This is a genomic window from Pseudomonas sp. PSPC3-2 (assembly GCF_049897085.1).
GTDB classification, from domain to species: Bacteria; Pseudomonadota; Gammaproteobacteria; order Pseudomonadales; family Pseudomonadaceae; genus Aquipseudomonas; species Aquipseudomonas paraveronii.
This window is the reverse complement of the sequence record NZ_JAFCVO010000011.1, coordinates 210,864-227,372: the sequence shown is the minus strand read 5'-3', so window position 1 is coordinate 227,372 and position 16,509 is coordinate 210,864. Positions and strand designations below refer to the sequence as shown.

18 protein-coding genes and 1 pseudogene are annotated in these 16,509 nt (G+C 63.6%); 15 read left to right on the top strand and 4 right to left on the bottom strand.

The window, feature by feature from the left end:
- Positions 1-37 precede the first annotated feature (37 nt).
- The 6 genes from ACP7CJ_RS19665 to ACP7CJ_RS19640 are packed head-to-tail and all read left to right on the top strand — an operon-like array spanning position 38 to position 4,592.
- The gene (locus ACP7CJ_RS19665) at positions 38-871 is read left to right on the top strand and encodes an alpha/beta fold hydrolase (protein WP_276193546.1); all 834 of its coding nucleotides are present in this window, start codon (positions 38-40) and stop codon (positions 869-871) included.
- A complete protein-coding gene (locus tag ACP7CJ_RS19660; protein WP_426101185.1) occupies positions 868-2,349 on the top strand; it encodes an aldehyde dehydrogenase in 1,482 nt (493 codons plus the stop codon). The genes ACP7CJ_RS19665 and ACP7CJ_RS19660 overlap by 4 nt, the downstream gene beginning before the upstream one ends.
- A gap of 12 nt (positions 2,350-2,361) precedes the next feature.
- Positions 2,362-2,847, top strand: coding sequence for a flavin reductase family protein (locus ACP7CJ_RS19655; protein ID WP_426101183.1), 486 nt, complete (start codon positions 2,362-2,364; stop codon positions 2,845-2,847).
- Positions 2,848-2,860: 13 nt separating this feature from the next.
- Positions 2,861-3,250, top strand: coding sequence for a carboxymuconolactone decarboxylase family protein (locus tag ACP7CJ_RS19650; RefSeq protein ID WP_247407889.1), 390 nt, complete (start codon positions 2,861-2,863; stop codon positions 3,248-3,250).
- A gap of 23 nt (positions 3,251-3,273) precedes the next feature.
- Positions 3,274-4,026, top strand: coding sequence for a GntR family transcriptional regulator (locus tag ACP7CJ_RS19645; protein ID WP_276193549.1), 753 nt, complete (start codon positions 3,274-3,276; stop codon positions 4,024-4,026).
- Between the two features lie 2 nt (positions 4,027-4,028).
- Positions 4,029-4,592, top strand: coding sequence for an NUDIX hydrolase (locus ACP7CJ_RS19640; protein WP_276193550.1), 564 nt, complete (start codon positions 4,029-4,031; stop codon positions 4,590-4,592).
- A gap of 872 nt (positions 4,593-5,464) precedes the next feature.
- Here the strand turns inward: ACP7CJ_RS19640 and ACP7CJ_RS19635 are convergent.
- Positions 5,465-5,758, bottom strand: coding sequence for a DUF1330 domain-containing protein (locus tag ACP7CJ_RS19635; RefSeq protein WP_247407894.1), 294 nt, complete (start codon positions 5,756-5,758; stop codon positions 5,465-5,467).
- 68 nt (positions 5,759-5,826) lie between these two features.
- Here ACP7CJ_RS19635 and ribBA point away from each other — a divergent pair, with 68 nt between their 5' ends.
- The 6 genes and pseudogenes from ribBA to ACP7CJ_RS19605 form a co-directional block, all read left to right on the top strand.
- The gene (gene ribBA, locus ACP7CJ_RS19630; protein WP_426101181.1) at positions 5,827-6,936 is read left to right on the top strand and encodes a bifunctional 3,4-dihydroxy-2-butanone-4-phosphate synthase/GTP cyclohydrolase II; all 1,110 of its coding nucleotides are present in this window, start codon (positions 5,827-5,829) and stop codon (positions 6,934-6,936) included.
- Positions 6,937-7,162: 226 nt separating this feature from the next.
- Positions 7,163-8,188, top strand: a complete 1,026-nt coding sequence (locus ACP7CJ_RS19625; RefSeq protein ID WP_426101179.1) for an ABC transporter substrate-binding protein — start codon at positions 7,163-7,165, stop codon at positions 8,186-8,188.
- Positions 8,185-9,102, top strand: a complete 918-nt coding sequence (locus ACP7CJ_RS19620) for an ABC transporter permease (protein ID WP_426101177.1) — start codon at positions 8,185-8,187, stop codon at positions 9,100-9,102. Before ACP7CJ_RS19625 ends, ACP7CJ_RS19620 begins: the two co-directional genes overlap by 4 nt.
- A 6-nt stretch (positions 9,103-9,108) precedes the next feature.
- Positions 9,109-9,918 (top strand): ABC transporter permease, encoded by an 810-nt coding sequence (locus ACP7CJ_RS19615; RefSeq protein ID WP_426101175.1) that lies wholly within the window; start codon positions 9,109-9,111, stop codon positions 9,916-9,918.
- A gap of 17 nt (positions 9,919-9,935) precedes the next feature.
- Positions 9,936-11,090, top strand: coding sequence for an ABC transporter ATP-binding protein (locus ACP7CJ_RS19610; protein ID WP_426101173.1), 1,155 nt, complete (start codon positions 9,936-9,938; stop codon positions 11,088-11,090).
- A 116-nt stretch (positions 11,091-11,206) separates the two neighbouring features.
- A pseudogene (locus tag ACP7CJ_RS19605) lies at positions 11,207-11,290 on the top strand (flavin reductase family protein); the annotation flags it as partial.
- Positions 11,291-11,431: 141 nt separating this feature from the next.
- On the opposite strand, the gene ACP7CJ_RS19600 reads toward ACP7CJ_RS19605, so the two are convergent.
- From ACP7CJ_RS19600 to ACP7CJ_RS19590, 3 genes are read right to left on the bottom strand one after another with little or no spacing between them, the layout of a single operon-like run.
- On the bottom strand, positions 11,432-12,175 hold the full coding sequence (locus ACP7CJ_RS19600) for a PAS domain-containing protein (protein ID WP_276197487.1): 744 nt from the start codon (positions 12,173-12,175) through the stop codon (positions 11,432-11,434).
- Positions 12,176-12,835, bottom strand: coding sequence for a response regulator (locus ACP7CJ_RS19595; protein WP_046383903.1), 660 nt, complete (start codon positions 12,833-12,835; stop codon positions 12,176-12,178).
- Positions 12,804-13,916 carry an ATP-binding protein gene (locus ACP7CJ_RS19590; RefSeq protein ID WP_426120560.1) on the bottom strand — a complete coding sequence of 371 codons (1,113 nt, stop codon included), beginning with the start codon at positions 13,914-13,916 and terminating at the stop codon, positions 12,804-12,806. Before ACP7CJ_RS19590 ends, ACP7CJ_RS19595 begins: the two co-directional genes overlap by 32 nt.
- Before the next feature lie 182 nt (positions 13,917-14,098).
- Between ACP7CJ_RS19590 and ACP7CJ_RS19585 the strand changes: the two genes are divergently transcribed.
- From ACP7CJ_RS19585 to ACP7CJ_RS19575, 3 genes are read left to right on the top strand one after another with little or no spacing between them, the layout of a single operon-like run.
- Positions 14,099-14,545: a dimethylamine monooxygenase subunit DmmA family protein gene (locus ACP7CJ_RS19585; RefSeq protein ID WP_426101169.1), complete on the top strand. Its 447-nt coding sequence runs from the start codon at positions 14,099-14,101 to the stop codon at positions 14,543-14,545.
- Positions 14,542-15,471, top strand: a complete 930-nt coding sequence (locus ACP7CJ_RS19580) for a PDR/VanB family oxidoreductase (protein ID WP_426101167.1) — start codon at positions 14,542-14,544, stop codon at positions 15,469-15,471. Before ACP7CJ_RS19585 ends, ACP7CJ_RS19580 begins: the two co-directional genes overlap by 4 nt.
- Before the next feature lie 11 nt (positions 15,472-15,482).
- Positions 15,483-16,499: a heme-dependent oxidative N-demethylase family protein gene (locus ACP7CJ_RS19575; RefSeq protein ID WP_276197482.1), complete on the top strand. Its 1,017-nt coding sequence runs from the start codon at positions 15,483-15,485 to the stop codon at positions 16,497-16,499.
- Positions 16,500-16,509 lie beyond the last annotated feature (10 nt).

The window sequence follows — 16,509 nt, the reverse complement described above, 5'->3', positions numbered from 1 at the left end:
GACCGGCCCCCCAACAAAAAGCATGCAGGAGCGCTCCATGATTCGGCTCACCGCTGAACGCACCCCGGCTGGCACCAGTTATCTGGCGACCGGCCAAGGCCAGCCTGTGGTTTTGATCCACGGCGTGGGCCTGAATAAAGAAATGTGGGGCGGGCAAGTCGTTGGCCTGGCCACGAATTACCGCGTGATCACCTATGACATGCTCGGCCATGGCGCCAGCCCGCGCCCGGCCGCCGACACCCCGCTGCTCGGCTATGCCGACCAGTTGCTGGAACTGCTCGACCACCTGCAACTGCCCCAGGCCAGCGTGATCGGCTTTTCCATGGGCGGCCTGGTCGCACGGGCGTTTGCCTTGCATTACCCCGAGCGCCTGCGGGGCCTGGTCGTACTCAACAGTGTGTTCAACCGCAGCCCTGAACAGCGTGCCGGCGTGATCGCACGTACCGCCCAGGCCGCCGAACACGGCCCGGACGCGAATGCCGAAGCCGCACTGTCGCGCTGGTTCAGCCGTGAATACCAGGCGGCCAACCCGGCGCAGATCGCCGCGCTGCGTGAAACCCTGGCGGGCAACGACCCCCAGGGTTACCTGACCACCTATGAACTGTTTGCGACCCAGGACATGTACCGTGCCGACGACCTCGCGGGGTTGCGCGCACCGACCCTGGTCGCCACCGGCGAACTCGACCCCGGCTCGACCCCGGACATGGCCCGGCAACTGGCCGATCGTATTCCCGGCGCCACCGTTGCGGTGCTGGCCGAGCAACGGCATATGATGCCGGTAGAGTCACCGCGCCTGGTCAACCAGTTGCTGCTGGGGTTCCTCGACACGGTGTACGCCCAAAACACTCCCATTAAGGGGATCGTTGCATGACACTCGCACGCTTCCAGATGTGCATCGGCGGTGAATGGGTCGATGCCCTGTCCGGCAAGACCTTCGACAGCCTCAACCCAGCCCTGGCCGAACCCTGGGCGCAACTGCCCGACGCCGACGAAGCCGACGTGGAGCGCGCCGTACAGGCCGCGCAAAGCGCCTTCGACAGCCCCGCCTGGCGTGGCCTCACGGCTACCGCGCGGGGCAAACTGCTGCGCCGCCTGGGTGACCTGATCGCGGAGAACAAGGAACAACTGGCCCAGTTGGAAAGCCGCGACAACGGCAAGCTGATCCGCGAAACCCGTGGTCAGGTCAGCTACCTGCCGGAGTTTTTCCACTATACCGCCGGCCTGGCCGACAAGCTCGAAGGCGGCACCCTGCCGTTGGACAAGCCAGACCTGTTCGCCTACACCGTGCATGAACCCATGGGTGTAGTTGCCGCGATCATTCCGTGGAACAGCCCGCTGTACCTGACAGCGATCAAACTCGCGCCGGCCCTGGCGGCGGGCAATACCATCGTGATCAAGCCGTCGGAACATGCCTCGGCGACCGTCCTGGAACTGGCGCGCCTGGCCCTCGAAGCCGGCATTCCAGCGGGTGTGGTCAACGTGGTCACAGGCTTTGGCCCCAGCACCGGCGCCGCCCTCACCCGCCACCCGCTGGTGCGCAAGATCGCCTTTACCGGCGGCGCAGCCACGGCAAGACATGTGGTGCGCAGCAGCGCGGAGAACTTCGCCAAACTCTCCCTGGAACTGGGCGGCAAGTCGCCGAATATCATTTTTGCCGACGCCGACCTCGACAGCGCCATCAATGGTGCAATCGCCGGCATCTACGCGGCATCCGGGCAGAGTTGCGTCTCCGGTTCGCGCCTGCTGGTGCAGGACACTATCTACGACGAATTCGTTGAACGCCTGGTAGCACGCGCCCAACGCATCCGCATCGGCAACCCGCAAGACGACGCCAGCGAAATGGGCCCCATGGCCACCGCGCAGCAATTGGCCGTGGTCGAAGGCCTGGTGGCGGACGCCATCGCCGAAGGCGCACGCCTGCGCACCGGCGGCAAACGCCCGCAGAACCTCGGCGAAGGCTGGTTCTATGAGCCAACGCTGTTCGAGTGCGACCGCAACTCGATGAAGATCATGCAAGAGGAAGTGTTCGGGCCGGTGGCCTCGGTCATCCGTTTCAAGGACGAAGCCGAAGCACTGGCCATCGCCAACGACTCGCAGTTCGGCCTCGCTGCCGGCATCTGGACCCGCGACCTCGGGCGCGCCCACCGCCTGGCGCGCGATGTGCGTTCGGGGATCATCTGGGTCAATACCTACCGCGCGGTCTCGGCCATGGCCCCCATCGGCGGTTTCAAGAACAGCGGCTACGGACGCGAAAGCGGCATCGATTCGGTGCTCGCCTACACCGAGCTGAAGACCGTGTGGATCAACCTCTCCCAGGCGCCCATGCCTGATCCCTTTGTGATGCGTTAAGAGTCCACAACCATGATCGAACCCGGCATATACAAAGACGTCATGAGCTCGTTCCCGTCCGGGGTCACGGTGGTCACCACCCTCGACCCGGACGGCGGCATCGTCGGCATCACCGCCAGCGCGTTCAGCGCGCTGTCGATCGACCCGGCCCTGGTGCTGTTCTGCCCCAACTATGCATCGGACACCTACCCGATCCTGCGTGACAGTAAGCGCTTTGCGATTCACTTGCTGTCCGCCGACCAGACCGCCGAAGCCTACGCCTTCGCCAGCAAAGGCAAGGAAAAAGCCAAGGGCATCGAGTGGCACTTGAGCGAGCTGGGCAACCCGCTGCTGGCCAACGCCACGGCGATCATCGAGTGCGAGCTGTGGCGCGAGTATGACGGCGGCGATCACGCGATCATCGTCGGCGCCGTGAAGAACCTGATCCTGCCCGCGCAACCGGTCACGCCGATGATCTATCACAAAGGCAAGCTGGGCCCCCTGCCCACCCTGGCCTGAGGAGCTGTGTGCAATGAGCAACGCAAAGTATGAGCAGGGGCTGAAGATCCGCACCCAGGTGCTGGGCGAGGCCTACGTGCAGCGTTCGATCGAGAACGCCGACGACTTCACCCGCCCCCTGCAGGAGATGGTCACCGAATACTGCTGGGGCCATGTGTGGGGCCGGGAGGGTTTGTCGCTTAAAGAACGCAGCATGATAAACTTGGCGATGATTTCGGCCCTCAATCGGCCCCATGAGCTCAAGCTGCATGTGCGCGGCGCCTTGCGTAACGGGCTAAGTCGTGAACAAATACGCGAAATTCTGCTTCAGGTCGGCATCTATTGCGGGGTTCCCGCCGCCGTGGACAGCTTCCGGCTGGCCCGGGAAGCCTTCGCCGAAGCCGATGCCGAGGCCTCCCGTTAACCGTCCCATTCAGAGCAGCCCCCATGAAACGCCTGCCACTCGACGACAGCTTCAAGGTCAATCACAACCCGATCACCCTGCGCGAAATCGTGCTGGAGAAACTGCGCAGCGCCATCATGAACTTCCAGCTGCTGCCGGGTGACCGCCTGGTGGAGCGCGACCTGTGCGACCGCCTCGGCGTCAGCCGCACCTCGGTGCGCGAAGCCTTGCGTCACCTGGAGTCCGAAGGCCTGGTGGAATTCGCCGATGCCAAGGGCCCCCAGGTGGCGATCATTACCCTGGCCGACGCCGTCGACATCTATGAGCTGCGCTGCGTGCTCGAAGGCTTGATCGTGCAGCTGTTCACCCTGCGCGCCAAGGCCAAGGACATCAAGGCCCTGGAAAAAGCCCTGGAGGAAAACCGCAAGGCCCTCAAGGACGGCGAACTGCAACAGGTCATCGATTCGGTGCAGGGTTTCTACGACGTGTTGCTTGAAGGCTCCGGCAACCACGTGGCCGCCACCCAGTTGCGTCAATTGCAGGCGCGCATCAGCTACCTGCGCGCCACGTCGGTGTCCCAGGCAAACCGTCGCGGCACCAGCAATCAGGAAATGGAACGCATGGTCCAGGCGATCAAGAGCGGCGACCCGCTCGCCGCCCACCAGGCCTGCGTCGACCACGTGCGCGCGGCAGCCGCCGTGGCCCTGGACTACCTCAAGCGCAAACAGGAAGAGACCGGCAAGATCCCCGAGATCACCCTGCCCATCGCCCTCAAAGAACCGCGTATAGGTCACTGACCGTGTTCAGGCCAAGCTTTTGCCCCACATGCGGCGGCAGTGACCTCGGTCACCAGCTGCCACCGGGCGATACGCATGAGCGCCTGATGTGCCGCGGTTGCGGCTATATCCACTACATCAATCCCAAGATCATCGCCGGCTGCATCATCGAGCAGGACGGCAAGTACCTGCTGTGCCAACGGGCGATCCCACCGCGCCCCGGCACCTGGACGCTGCCGGCCGGTTTCATGGAAGGTGGCGAGACCACTGAACAAGCGGCGTTGCGCGAAGTCTGGGAAGAAAGCGGCGTGCGCGCGGAGATCCTCTCGCCCTACTCGATCTTCAGCGTGCCGAAGATCAGCGAGGTGTACATCATCTTCCGCGCCATTGCGCTGGAGATCACCGGCCAGTTCGGGCCGGAAACCCTCGACTATCAGTTCTTCGCACCCGAGGACATTCCCTGGGACAGCATCTACTACCCGGCGATCCGGCAGATCCTCGAACGCTACATCGAGGAACGCCAGGCCGGGGTGTATGGCATCTACATCGGCAATGACGACAGCGGCAAGATCCATTTCATCCGCTGATATTCAAACTGAACTCGGTTCAAATGTGGAAGGGGGCTTGCCCCCGATTGCAGTGGCATATTCAACATCGTCGTTGGCTGACACACCGCTATCGGGGGCAAGCCCCCTCGCACAGTTTGAAGCGCGTTTATTCAGCCACGAATCAGCCCTGCTCATCGTCGAAACCAGGGCGCTGCAACGCAGCCTACTCCACACCACCGAACCTAATGTGGGAGGGGGCTTGCCCCCGATGGCAATGGCACATTCAACATCGTCGTTGGCTGACACACCGCTATCGGGAGCAAGCCCCCTCCCACAGTTTGAAGCGCGTTTATTCAGCCACGGATCAGCCCTGCTCATCGTCGAAACCAGGGCGCTGCAACGCAGCCTAGTCCACACCACCGAACCCAATGTGGGAGGGGGCTTGCCCCCGATGGCAGTGGCACATTCAACATCGTCGTTGGCTGACACACCGCTATCGGGAGCAAGCCCCCTCCCACAGTTTGAAGCGCGTTTATTCAGCCACGAATCAGCCCTGCTCATCGTCGAAACCAGGGCGCTGCAACGCAGCCTACTCCACACCACCGAACCCAATGTGGGAGGGGGCTTGCCCCCGATGGCAATGGCATATTCAACATCGTCGTTGACTGACACGCCGCTATCGGGGGGCAAGCCCCTCCCACAGTTTGAAGCGCGTTTATTCAGCCACGAATCAGCCCTGCTCATCGTCGAAACCAGGGCGCTGCAACGCAGCCTAATCCACACCACCGAACCCAATGTGGGAGGGGGCTTGCCCCCGATTGCAATGGCACATTCAACATCGCCGTTGGCTGACACACCGCTATCGGGAGCAAGCCCCCTCCCACATTTGAATCGATTTACACTTGAAAAAACTAGGGTGCCAGCCCTTCCACGATGATGATCTGCGCCTGCCCCACGCCCTCACGGTGGGCCTTCGCCGCCTGATATTCGGCGGATTCGTAACACGCCACCGCCTGCTCGTAGCTATCGAACTCAATCACCACGTTACGCTGCCGTGCCGGCCCGCCTTCCATCGCTTCGCTGCGCCCGCCCCGGGCCAGAAACCGCCCGCCAAACTTCGCAAACGCCGCCGGGGCGCGCTGGGTGTACTGCGTGTACTGCTCTGCATCGGACACATCTACATGGGCAATCCAATAGGCCTTCATCGTGACATCCTCTTGCCTGGTTTTGTGGTATACCATAATACATACAACCAATAAATCGAGCACCCAACATGTCCTTCAACAGCATCGCAGACATCATCGAAGACTACCGCCAAGGCAAGATGGTGCTCCTGGTGGACGACGAAGATCGGGAAAACGAAGGCGACCTGCTGCTGCCAGCAGCGTGCTGCACCGCCGAGACTATCAGTTTCATGGCCCGCGAAGCCCGTGGCCTGATCTGCCTGACCCTCACCGACGAACACTGCCAGCGCCTGGGCCTGGAGCAGATGGTGCCGAGCAATGGCAGCGCGTTCAGCACCGCGTTTACCGTGTCCATCGAAGCGGCCAGCGGCGTGACCACCGGGATCTCTGCCGCTGACCGCGCACGCACGGTGGCGGCGGCCGTGGACGTCAACGCGGGGCCTGCCGATATCGTGCAGCCGGGGCATATCTTTCCGTTGCGCGCCAAAGATGGCGGCGTGCTGACCCGCGCCGGCCACACCGAAGCCGGCTGTGACCTGGCCCGCCTGGCCGGGCATACACCGGCCTCGGTGATCGTCGAAGTGATGAACGACGACGGCACCATGGCCCGCCGGCCTGACCTGGAGATCTTCGCGCGCAAGCATGGGATCAAGATTGGCACTATCGCCGACCTGATTCACTACCGCCTCAGCACCGAACGCACCGTGGTGCGCATTGGCGAACGCGACCTGCCCACGGTGCATGGCACGTTCCGCCTGATTACCTTTGAAGACCGCATCGACGGTGGCGTACACATGGCCATGGTGATGGGCCCGTTGCGCCGCGATGAACCTACGCTGGTGCGCGTGCATGTGATCGACCCGCTGCGCGACCTGGTCGGCGCCGAGTACAACGGTCCGTCCAACTGGACGCTGTGGGCCGCCCTGCAACGCGTCGCGGCCGAAGGCCGTGGCGTGGTGGTGGTGCTGGCCAATCATGAATCGTCCCAGGCGCTGCTGGAGCGCGTACCGCAACTGACCCAGGCACCGCGCCAGTTCAACCGTTCGCAGTCGCGGATTTATTCGGAAGTCGGCACCGGGGCGCAGATATTGCAGGATCTGGGCGTCGGCAAGTTGCGTCACCTCGGCCCGCCCCTGAAATACGCTGGGCTGACCGGCTACGACCTGGAGGTCGTCGAGAGCATTCCCTTCACCGAATGACGGATAACCGGTAAGGCAAAATGCTTGCACAAAGTTTGGAATACCATAATATGATATTCCATAGACCGAACGCTTTCGCCAAGTGCGCCCGCCAGGGACAGCACCAATAACAGCCCTTGGCACGGTCGCCTTTTGGGTCTCGATTAGAGGCTCGGATGGACCTACTGCTCCCGATAGGCGGGCATTACCAAGCCCGCTCAATAACAAAACAAATGAGGGCGTGAAAATGGTGTTGAACAAACGTGCAACCGCTGTGCTGTTCGCGGGTTTATTGGCTACGGCCAGTCACGCGGCCCTGGCGGCCGAAAGCGTGAATTTCGTGAGCTGGGGCGGTAGCACCCAGGATGCGCAGAAGCAGGCGTGGGCCGACCCTTTCAGCAAGGCCAGCGGCATCACCGTTGTACAGGACGGCCCGACCGACTACGGCAAGCTCAAGGCCATGGTCGAAAGCGGCAACGTGCAGTGGGACGTGGTGGATGTCGAGGCCGACTTCGCCTTGCGCGCCGCCGCCGAAGGCCTGCTCGAACCCCTGGACTTCTCGGTAATCCAGCGCGACAAGATCGACCCACGCTTCGTCTCCGACCATGGCGTCGGCTCGTTCTTCTTCTCCTTTGTGCTGGGCTACAACGAAAGCAAACTCGGCGCCGGCAAACCCCAGGATTGGACCGCGCTGTTCGACACCAAGACCTACCCCGGCAAACGCGCCCTCTACAAATGGCCCAGCCCTGGCGTGCTCGAACTGGCCCTGCTGGCCGACGGCGTACCGGCCGACAAGCTCTACCCCCTGGACCTGGACCGCGCCTTCAAGAAACTCGACACCCTCAAAAAAGACATCGTCTGGTGGGGCGGCGGTGCGCAGTCGCAGCAACTACTGGCCTCCGGCGAAGTCAGCATGGGCCAGTTCTGGAACGGTCGCATCCACGCCCTGCAGGAAGATGGCGCACCGGTGGGCGTGAGCTGGAAGCAGAACCTGGTCATGGCCGACATCCTCGTCGTGCCTAAGGGCACCAAAAACAAAGCCGCCGCGATGAAGTTCCTGGCCAGTGCCAGCAGCGCCAAGGGTCAGGCCGATTTCTCCAACCTGACCGCCTATGCACCGGTGAATATCGACAGCGTGCAGCGCCTGGATTCAGTCCTGGCGTCCAACCTGCCGACGGCGTATGCCAAGGACCAGATCACCCTCGATTTCGCCTACTGGGCCAAGAACGGTTCGGCCATTGCGACACGGTGGAATGAATGGCTAGTCAAATGAAAATGACGGCAACCACACCGACCGGGAGCGCCCTCGGCGCTGCCGGCGCGGTTTGCAGCAAAACCGTAGCGCCGTCCCTGGCCCAGCGCTGGCGGGGGGCGGGCAACCTGATCCCGGCCCTGCTGTTCCTCGGCCTGTTCTTCCTCGCACCGCTGATCGGGCTGTTGCTGCGCGGTGTACTGGAACCGGTGCCGGGCCTGGGCAACTATGAACAGCTGTTCGCCAACTCGGCCTACGCCCGGGTAATGCTCAACACCTTTTCGGTGGCGGGCCTGGTGACCCTGTTCAGCCTGTTGCTGGGCTTCCCGCTGGCCTGGGCGATTACCCTGGTGCCACGCGGCTGGGGCCGCTGGATCTTGAATATCGTGCTGCTGTCGATGTGGACCAGCCTGCTGGCCCGCACCTATTCCTGGCTGGTATTGCTGCAAGCCTCCGGGGTCATCAACAAGGCGCTGATGGCCCTGGGCATCATCGATGTGCCCCTGGAGATGGTGCATAACCTCACCGGTGTGGTGATCGGCATGAGCTACATCATGATCCCGTTCATCGTGCTGCCGTTGCAGGCGACCATGCAGGCCATCGACCCGATGATCCTGCAGGCCGGCTCCATCTGCGGCGCGAGCCCGTGGACCAACTTCTTCCGGGTGTTCCTGCCGCTGTGCCGGCCGGGGTTGTTTTCCGGCGGGTTGATGGTGTTCGTGATGTCCCTCGGTTACTACGTCACCCCGGCGCTGCTCGGCGGTGCGCAGAACATGATGCTGCCCGAGTTCATCATCCAGCAGGTGCAATCGTTCCTCAATTGGGGCCTGGCCAGTGCCGGTGCCGCGTTGCTGATCTTCATCACGCTGGTGCTGTTCTACTTCTACCTGAAACTTCAGCCGGAATCCCCGGTTGGCGCGAGCAATGCGAGGTAAGCCGTCATGCTGCTGACTCCGAATGCCATGAGCCGCAGGATGCGCCTGGGCCTCTACACCACCACCGGTTTGATTGGGCTGTTCCTGCTGCTGCCGATCGTGTTTATCGTGCTGCTGTCGTTCGGCTCGTCGCAATGGCTGGTGTTCCCGCCACCGGGCTGGACGCTGAAATGGTACGGCCAGTTCTTCTCCAACGCCGACTGGATGAGCGCGGCGCTGGCCAGCCTCAAGGTCGCCGTGCTGACCACCGTGTTCGCCGTAGCGCTGGGCCTGCCCACGGCATTTGCCCTGGTGCGCGGGCGCTTCCCCGGCCGCGAGCTGCTCTACGGCCTGTTCACCCTGCCGATGATCGTGCCGCTGGTGATCATCGCCGTGGCGGTGTACGCGCTGTTCCTCAAGCTCGGCTACACCGGCACGATGTTCGCCTTTGTGGTCAGCCACGTGATTGTCGCGTTGCCGTTCACCATCATTTCGATCATCAACTCGCTTAAGCTGTTCGATCAGTCGATTGAAGACGCGGCGGTGATCTGCGGTGCGTCGCGCCTGCAGGCGGTGTTCAAGGTGACCTTCCCGGCGATTCGTCCGGGGATGGTGGCCGGTGCGCTGTTCGCCTTTCTCGTGTCATGGGACGAAGTGGTGCTCAGCGTGATGATGGCCAGCCCGACCCTGCAAACCCTTCCCGTGAAAATGTGGACCACCCTGCGTCAGGACCTGACACCGGTGATCGCCGTCGCCTCGACGTTGCTGATCGGCCTCTCGGTGCTGGTCATGGTCATCGCCGCCGCCGTTCGCCGGCGCACAGAAACCCGCGCTTGAGCGCCCAGGAGCAGAACATGAGTGCAGTGATCCAAGATGCCGCGCAGAACCCGGGCCAACCCCTGGTCAGCTTGCGCAACCTGAACAAGTACTACGGCGAATTTTGCGCCGTGGACAACATTTCGCTGGACATCAAGGACGGCGAATTCCTCACCTTCCTCGGCTCCAGCGGCTCGGGCAAAAGCACCACCCTGTCGATGCTCGCCGGCTTTGAAACGCCCAGCAGCGGCGAGATCCTGGTGAGTGGTCAATCGCTGGTCAACGTACCGCCGCACAAGCGCGACATCGGCATGGTGTTCCAACGCTACTCGCTGTTCCCGCACCTGTCGGTACGCGACAACATCGCCTTCCCCCTGGCAATCCGCAAACTGGCCAGCGCCGAGCGCGAGAAGCGCGTCGACGCCATGCTCAAGCTGGTGCAGCTGGAACAATTCGCCCATCGCCGCCCGTCGCAACTGTCCGGCGGCCAGCAACAGCGCGTCGCCATCGCCCGGGCGCTGGTGTACGAGCCGCGCATCCTACTGATGGACGAACCCCTCGGCGCCCTCGACAAAAAACTGCGTGAAGACTTGCAGGACGAGCTGCGCCAACTGCACCGGCGCCTGGGCATCACCATCGTCTATGTGACCCACGACCAGGAAGAAGCGATGCGCCTGTCGCAACGCATCGCGATTTTCAGCCATGGCAAGATCGTCGGCCTGGGCAGCGGTTTCGACCTGTACCAGAACCCGCCGAACGCATTTGTCGCCTCATTCCTCGGCAACTCCAACTTCCTCAAGCTCAAGGCCCAGGGCAACGCGGTGGCGTCGTTCGAAGGCCAATCCCTGTCGATCCGCCTGACCGGCGGCCTACGCACCAAGCAGGATGTGCTGCTGATGGTGCGCCCGGAAAAAGCCCTGGCGCTGAGCGTCGAACAGGCCGCCGAGCAGCCCCTGGCCGCCGGTTGGAATGAGGTGTCGGCGATCGTCGGCGAAGTGCTGTTCCTCGGCGAAAGCCAGACCTGCAGCGTGAAAACCCTGGGCGGCACCTCGATGACGGTCAAGGCATTGTCCGCCGCCGGCATGCCGCTCAAGGCCGGCGACCCGGTGCGCGTGCGCTGGGCTACGGCGGATGCCTGTGTGTACACCGAGTGGGCCGAAAGCGATCTGAACAAGGCCGCCGGCGCTCATTGAGTCACCCATGTGGGAGGGGCGGTGCGACGGTTCGACTTGCTCCCGATAGCGGAGGAACAGTCAACTTATCTGTAGCTGACCCACCGCTATCGGGAGCAAGCCCCCTCCCACAGTTTGAGAACCTCATCGTGCCCCAGCAGAACGCCGGGCCACTGGTGTATTGCCACGGCAAGATGGGCGCCCTGCCCATGCCGGCCTAAGCCACACACAAAACTTTGTGGGAGGGGGCTTGCCCCCGATTGCGGTGGGTCAGTCAGCTTGTTTGTAACTGATCCACTGCCATCGGGAGCAAGTCGAATCGTCGCACCGCCCCTCCCACATTTTTTAACTGCATTTACCCGTTAAATCCTACGCTCGAAAATCGCCCCCTCGATGCCCAGCACCTCGCAGGTATCGGCATAGATCCCCACGCCCTTCTCCCACACATGCTTGATCGACTGGTCGGCGCAGCGGATCTGGTAATTGAGCTCGAACGGTTCATGGCGCGACAACGCATATTGCACCTCGCGCCACACGTAGTCGGCGTCCTGGGCCAGGATCAGGCTGTTGTAGGTGAATTCATGGTTGTCCACCAGCCGCTCGGCGGGGTAGCCGGTCAATTGCAGGCAGCCGGCACTGACGAACTCCATGGTCCAGTCGCGGTTGTTACGGCCGCGATAGATCAGCCCTGGCATGCTGTCGAGCAAGCTCATGCTGCTGCGCTGGCTGGCTAGCAAGGCGATTTCGCGGCGCTTGTGCGCAGTGACATCCCCGGCCACCAGGTAGAAGCCCTGCGGGCCGCGCTTGAGGCTGATCTCGAACCAGCGCAGCTCGCCGCACGGATGCACGAAGCGCAGGCGCTGGTTGAACGAGGTCTCGGGGCGTCGGCGCAGTTCATGCAAGGCCTGGCGCCACAGCGGGCGGTCTTCCTGGTGCACGTAGTCGACGAGGTTGCGCTCCGCGCCCGGCGCGCCCATCAACTCGGCCCAGGCCAGGTTGAAGTGGGCGATCTGGCCGTTGTCGCGCAGGTGCAGCAAGGCGGCGGGAAAACAATCCATCGGGTACGCGGGCGGTGTCTGTACCAAAGCGTCAGGGCTTTCCCTCATCTAATGACGCTCCTCGTGTTTGAGCAACGCGCCGCTGTGTACCCGGGCCGCCAGCTCCAGGCGCGAATGCAGGTTGAGTTTCTGCAACAGGCTGCGCACGTAGATTTTCACCGTGCCGTCGCTGATCCCCAGTTCCCTGCCGATCTGTTTATTGCTCATGCCGGCGGCGATCAGCGCCAGGGTCTGGCCTTCGCGTTCGGTGAGGTTCTCACCGCCCGGCGTCTCGCCGTGTGGCCTGGGCTCGGCCGGGTCGGCGAGCAAGGCGATCAGAGTTGAGTCGAGCATGATCGCGCCCTTGTGACAGTTGCGCATATACGCCAGCAATGCCTCGGGCTCGGTTTCCTTGAGCACGTAACCGCTGGCGCCCAGGCGCAAGGCGCTGAGCAATTCGGCGCGGTCCATCGACGCCGTGAGCACCACCACCTGGCAGTCCAGGCGCAATTGGCGCAGTTCGTCCAGCACCTGCAAGCCGCTGAGGCCGGGCATGTGCAGATCCAGCAGGACCTGCTGCGGCGTCAGGCTCACGGCCAGGTTGATGCCCTCTCGGCCACTGGCCGCCTGCCCCACCACTTCGAAGTCGTCGCTGGCATCGAACAGTTGCGCCAGGCCTTTGCGAAACAGCGGGTGATCATCGATCAGTAATAAGGTCGTGCAGTCCATCGAGACTCCCTTGTGGCAGGTCGTGGTGGCGGCGCAGGCCAAGGTGCACGCGTACGCCGTGCGGGCGGATCGCTTCAATGCTCAGCCGCGCGCCGATGCTGGCGGCGCGCTCGCGGATAATTGCCAGGCCGAAATGGTTCTGCTCATCGCACGCCGGGCTCAAGCCGATGCCATCGTCCTCCACCGACACCGAGGCATCGCCGTCCTGGGTCTGGCGCAGTTCAATACGCACATGCCGCGCGTGGGAATGGCGCACCGCATTGGCCAGGGCCTCGCGCACGATCTGCAGGATCTGCAACTCGGTTTCCGGGCTCAGGGCATCGTCGGCCAGGCGGTTGTCCAACTCGAACACGATGATGCAGCGCCGCGAAAACTCCGCGACCGAGTCGGCCAAGGCCTGGCGCAACGAGCGTCCGTCCATGGTCAGGCGTGCGCTGGTGATCAGCTCGCGCACCTGGCGTTGCAACTGGCTCAGGCCGGCGCAGAGGTCCTGCAGGACGGGCGCGCCCAACTGTGACTGCAAGCCGTGGGCCTGGAATGCCAGGTAACCCAACTGCTGCGCCACCGAATCGTGCAACTCACGGGCCAGCGCACCGTGGCGCGACGTTGCCTGTCTGCGCTGCTGCTCACGGTTGTCGCTGCGCAGACGCACGGTGACCGCCACGGCGTGCGCCGCTTCCTCCAGCAACTGACGCCAACTGGCACCGGCCCGTCTGGGGGTATCGAGCAGTAACGCGCCCTTTTCACCCTCGGGCAAGGCGCACACCAATCGGTGCACCCCCCGTTGTCGGCAAGGGCCGCAGGCCTGGGGCGTGTCCATCGCACTCGCGTCGCGCCAGGGGCAGTGCGCCACGCCCTGGCAGCCCTCGATCAAGCCACGTCGCGTCGGGCCTAGGTCTTCGCCGCCGAGGATCAAATTGAGCCTGCCAGCGGGCAGCAGTGCGTCGAAACGGTCCAGAAAACCCGACAAGGCACCGTCAGCGTGCAGGGGCAACCCGGCCAGCAGCCTGCGCACGCTACGCGCCTGTTCGGGGCGCACAGGCCCCAACCAGAGCGGCCAGCCCTTCGGTCGTGTTCGCACTCTTCGATAACTCCCCGTCCGGTTGCTGAGCGTTAACGCAAGACCAGCAACTTCCATGCCCCGAACGGCCGTGCGGCAAGGCTTATCTCCAAAGGCATAGCCCTTTTTCCAGATTGAGAAGATTTTCCTCATAGGAAATTATCTCTCCCAGCAGGAAACACAACGCACCTTGGAGAGCCCGCATGACGCACACCCACAACCGCCCCATCGTGGTGATGCAATCGGCAACCGCCTTCACGCAGGGGGGCACCGAACTGGACAACCCGTTGCTGCTGAGCGGCGAACAACCCGACTTTGCCCGGCGCTTGCAACAGGCATTGGCCAGCGCCACCGTGGGCTGCCGACTCCACCTGCTAGGCGATGAAGCCTTTGTCTGGCGCATTCACGCTGAGGCCCGCGCCGCAGGCCTGGAAGACGCCGAGATCCACATGACCTGCACGACGCCCGGCCTGCGCCAGGTGTATTGCGCCCATTGCGGGCTGACCCAGACCGCCGGCCCAGCGCCGGTGTTGAACTGCATCGGCTGCAACGTCGGGCTGGAAGTGCGCACCCATTTTTCCCGGCGCCTGGGCGCTTACCTCGGCGTGTGCAGCAACCCCGACCAGCCCTATGCGGGGTTCCAGCCATGAGCGCCGCCCTCAAGGTTCAGGTCAGCGCGGCCAGAATGCTCACGCCCGTGGTGCGCGAGTTCACCCTGACCGCCTGCGACGGCGCCCTGCCCGCTTTCTCGCCCGGCAGCCACGTCCAGGTGCATCTGCCGCTGGCCGAGGGCACGCTGCGCAACGCCTACTCGCTGACCGGCGACCCGGCGCACACGCACCACTACCGCATCGCCGTGCGCCTGCAAGAGGCTTCTCGCGGCGGTTCGCAGTACTTGCATCGCCAGGTACAGGTCGGCGACACCTTGCAGATTTCGCCGCCAGCCAATCTGTTCGCGCCCCATGGCACCGCACGCCGGCACATCCTGATCGCCGCCGGCATCGGCATCACGCCGTTCATGGCCTATATCGCCGCGCTGGAACAGCAGCAGGCCGATTTCGAACTGCATTACCTGTTCCGCCCAGGCCTCAGCGATGCCTACCTCGATGAGTTGCAACAGCGCCTCGGCCCGCGCCTGCATGCCTACGACCGCCGCCCGGACCTGAGCCGCATCCTCACCAACCGGGCGCTGGGCAGCCACGTCTATACCTGTGGCCCGCCATCCTTGATCGAGGCGGTCGAGCAACACGCCGACCGCCTCGGTTGGCCACGCAATCGGCTGCACGCAGAAGCATTCAAAGGCGCGCAACCGGGCCAGCCGTTCGACCTGCAACTGCTGCGCAGTGGCCGCACCCTGCGCGTGGCGGCCGAGCAGAGCCTGCTCGAAGCCTTGGAACACGCGGGGTTGCAGGTGCCCAACCTGTGCCGTGGCGGGGTCTGCGGCCAGTGCATCACGCGCCATCGAGGCGGCGCCATCGAACACCGCGACAGTTTCCTCAGCCCGGCCGAGCAGGCCGAATTTCTGATGCCTTGCGTCTCGCGCGGCAGCGGCCCCTGCGTTTCGCTGGACCTATAGGAGTGAGTGCCATGCCCCTGCAATCGAGCCCTGTGCTGAGCTATCGCGACGATTTCAGCTTTCGCAACAGCCCGGCGGCGATCCGTCGCTTCCCCTTCCCGTTTATCGAGGACAGCTACCTGTACTCGGTGAATATCGAACCGGCCACCTCCCGCGACCCTGGCTCCATTTATGAGCACGCCTTCGACATCGACGAGCACTACCGCTCGGAAATGGCCGAACGCGCGCTGATCCTGGACAACGACCCACGCCGCTACCTGGTGATGCCGCACATGCAAGCGGCGGCCTGGGATGCGCTGCAAATGCTCATGGAAAACCTCGCCATCGACTACCCGCAGTGGTTCAGCCTGGTGCGTGACGGCGACCGCTGGCACTGGCGCAACCACCTGCTGCAGATCGATCAGCCCTTCATCTTCGGCGATGCCGCCAGCCTGCCCTGCGCACCGCTGGAATACATCGGCCGCCAGGTACAAGGGGATTTCGCCCTGCTCGACCAGCGCGACGGCGACCTGTACATGGACGCCGGCCTGGTCACCAGCCCGGCCGACTGGTCGCTGGCGTTCGATGCCGGCATGAGCTTCAAGCAGTGGCATGCACCGGTGCCCATGGCCAACCAGATGGGGGTGTTCGACCGTGCGCTGAAGTACCTGCTCAACCTGCAGGCCGGCCAGCCGGTCCGGCGCCTGAACTGGACCCTGACCATCAACCCGCGCCTGGATTCATCTCCGGAAACCTTCCATCAATGGGGTGCCGACCGCGGTCGGATCACCGCGCAGAACGTCGGGCAACAGGTACACCTGCGGGTCGAACTGCAAGTGATGGCGCGCCTGCCGCGCAGCAACGCGGTGATGTTCAGCATTCGCACCTACCTGATCAGCCTGGACGAACTGGTCACCCAACCCGGCTGGGGCTGCCGCCTGCACCGCGTGCTGCGCGACCTGCCCGATGCCATCGCCGACTACAAGGGCATGACCCGCTATCGACAGCCACTGGTCGAGTGGCTGAGCCAGTTCGATCCATTCGCCTGACCTTCTTTTC

What these genes read in the sequence shown, in the direction of transcription:
- ACP7CJ_RS19620 (WP_426101177.1), top strand. Translation starts at nt 8,185, where the DNA reads ATGAAAATGACGGCAACCACACCGACCGGGAGCGCCCTCGGCGCTGCC.
- ACP7CJ_RS19580 (WP_426101167.1), top strand. Translation starts at nt 14,542, where the DNA reads ATGAGCGCCGCCCTCAAGGTTCAGGTCAGCGCGGCCAGAATGCTCACG.
- ACP7CJ_RS19650 (WP_247407889.1), top strand. Translation starts at nt 2,861, where the DNA reads ATGAGCAACGCAAAGTATGAGCAGGGGCTGAAGATCCGCACCCAGGTG.
- ACP7CJ_RS19615 (WP_426101175.1), top strand. Translation starts at nt 9,109, where the DNA reads ATGCTGCTGACTCCGAATGCCATGAGCCGCAGGATGCGCCTGGGCCTC.
- ACP7CJ_RS19625 (WP_426101179.1), top strand. Translation starts at nt 7,163, where the DNA reads ATGGTGTTGAACAAACGTGCAACCGCTGTGCTGTTCGCGGGTTTATTG.
- ACP7CJ_RS19600 (WP_276197487.1), bottom strand. Translation starts at nt 12,175, where the DNA reads ATGAGGGAAAGCCCTGACGCTTTGGTACAGACACCGCCCGCGTACCCG.
- ACP7CJ_RS19645 (WP_276193549.1), top strand. Translation starts at nt 3,274, where the DNA reads ATGAAACGCCTGCCACTCGACGACAGCTTCAAGGTCAATCACAACCCG.
- ACP7CJ_RS19585 (WP_426101169.1), top strand. Translation starts at nt 14,099, where the DNA reads ATGACGCACACCCACAACCGCCCCATCGTGGTGATGCAATCGGCAACC.
- ACP7CJ_RS19575 (WP_276197482.1), top strand. Translation starts at nt 15,483, where the DNA reads ATGCCCCTGCAATCGAGCCCTGTGCTGAGCTATCGCGACGATTTCAGC.
- ACP7CJ_RS19655 (WP_426101183.1), top strand. Translation starts at nt 2,362, where the DNA reads ATGATCGAACCCGGCATATACAAAGACGTCATGAGCTCGTTCCCGTCC.
- ACP7CJ_RS19635 (WP_247407894.1), bottom strand. Translation starts at nt 5,758, where the DNA reads ATGAAGGCCTATTGGATTGCCCATGTAGATGTGTCCGATGCAGAGCAG.
- ACP7CJ_RS19595 (WP_046383903.1), bottom strand. Translation starts at nt 12,835, where the DNA reads ATGGACTGCACGACCTTATTACTGATCGATGATCACCCGCTGTTTCGC.
- ACP7CJ_RS19610 (WP_426101173.1), top strand. Translation starts at nt 9,936, where the DNA reads ATGAGTGCAGTGATCCAAGATGCCGCGCAGAACCCGGGCCAACCCCTG.
- ACP7CJ_RS19665 (WP_276193546.1), top strand. Translation starts at nt 38, where the DNA reads ATGATTCGGCTCACCGCTGAACGCACCCCGGCTGGCACCAGTTATCTG.
- ACP7CJ_RS19660 (WP_426101185.1), top strand. Translation starts at nt 868, where the DNA reads ATGACACTCGCACGCTTCCAGATGTGCATCGGCGGTGAATGGGTCGAT.
- ribBA (WP_426101181.1), top strand. Translation starts at nt 5,827, where the DNA reads ATGTCCTTCAACAGCATCGCAGACATCATCGAAGACTACCGCCAAGGC.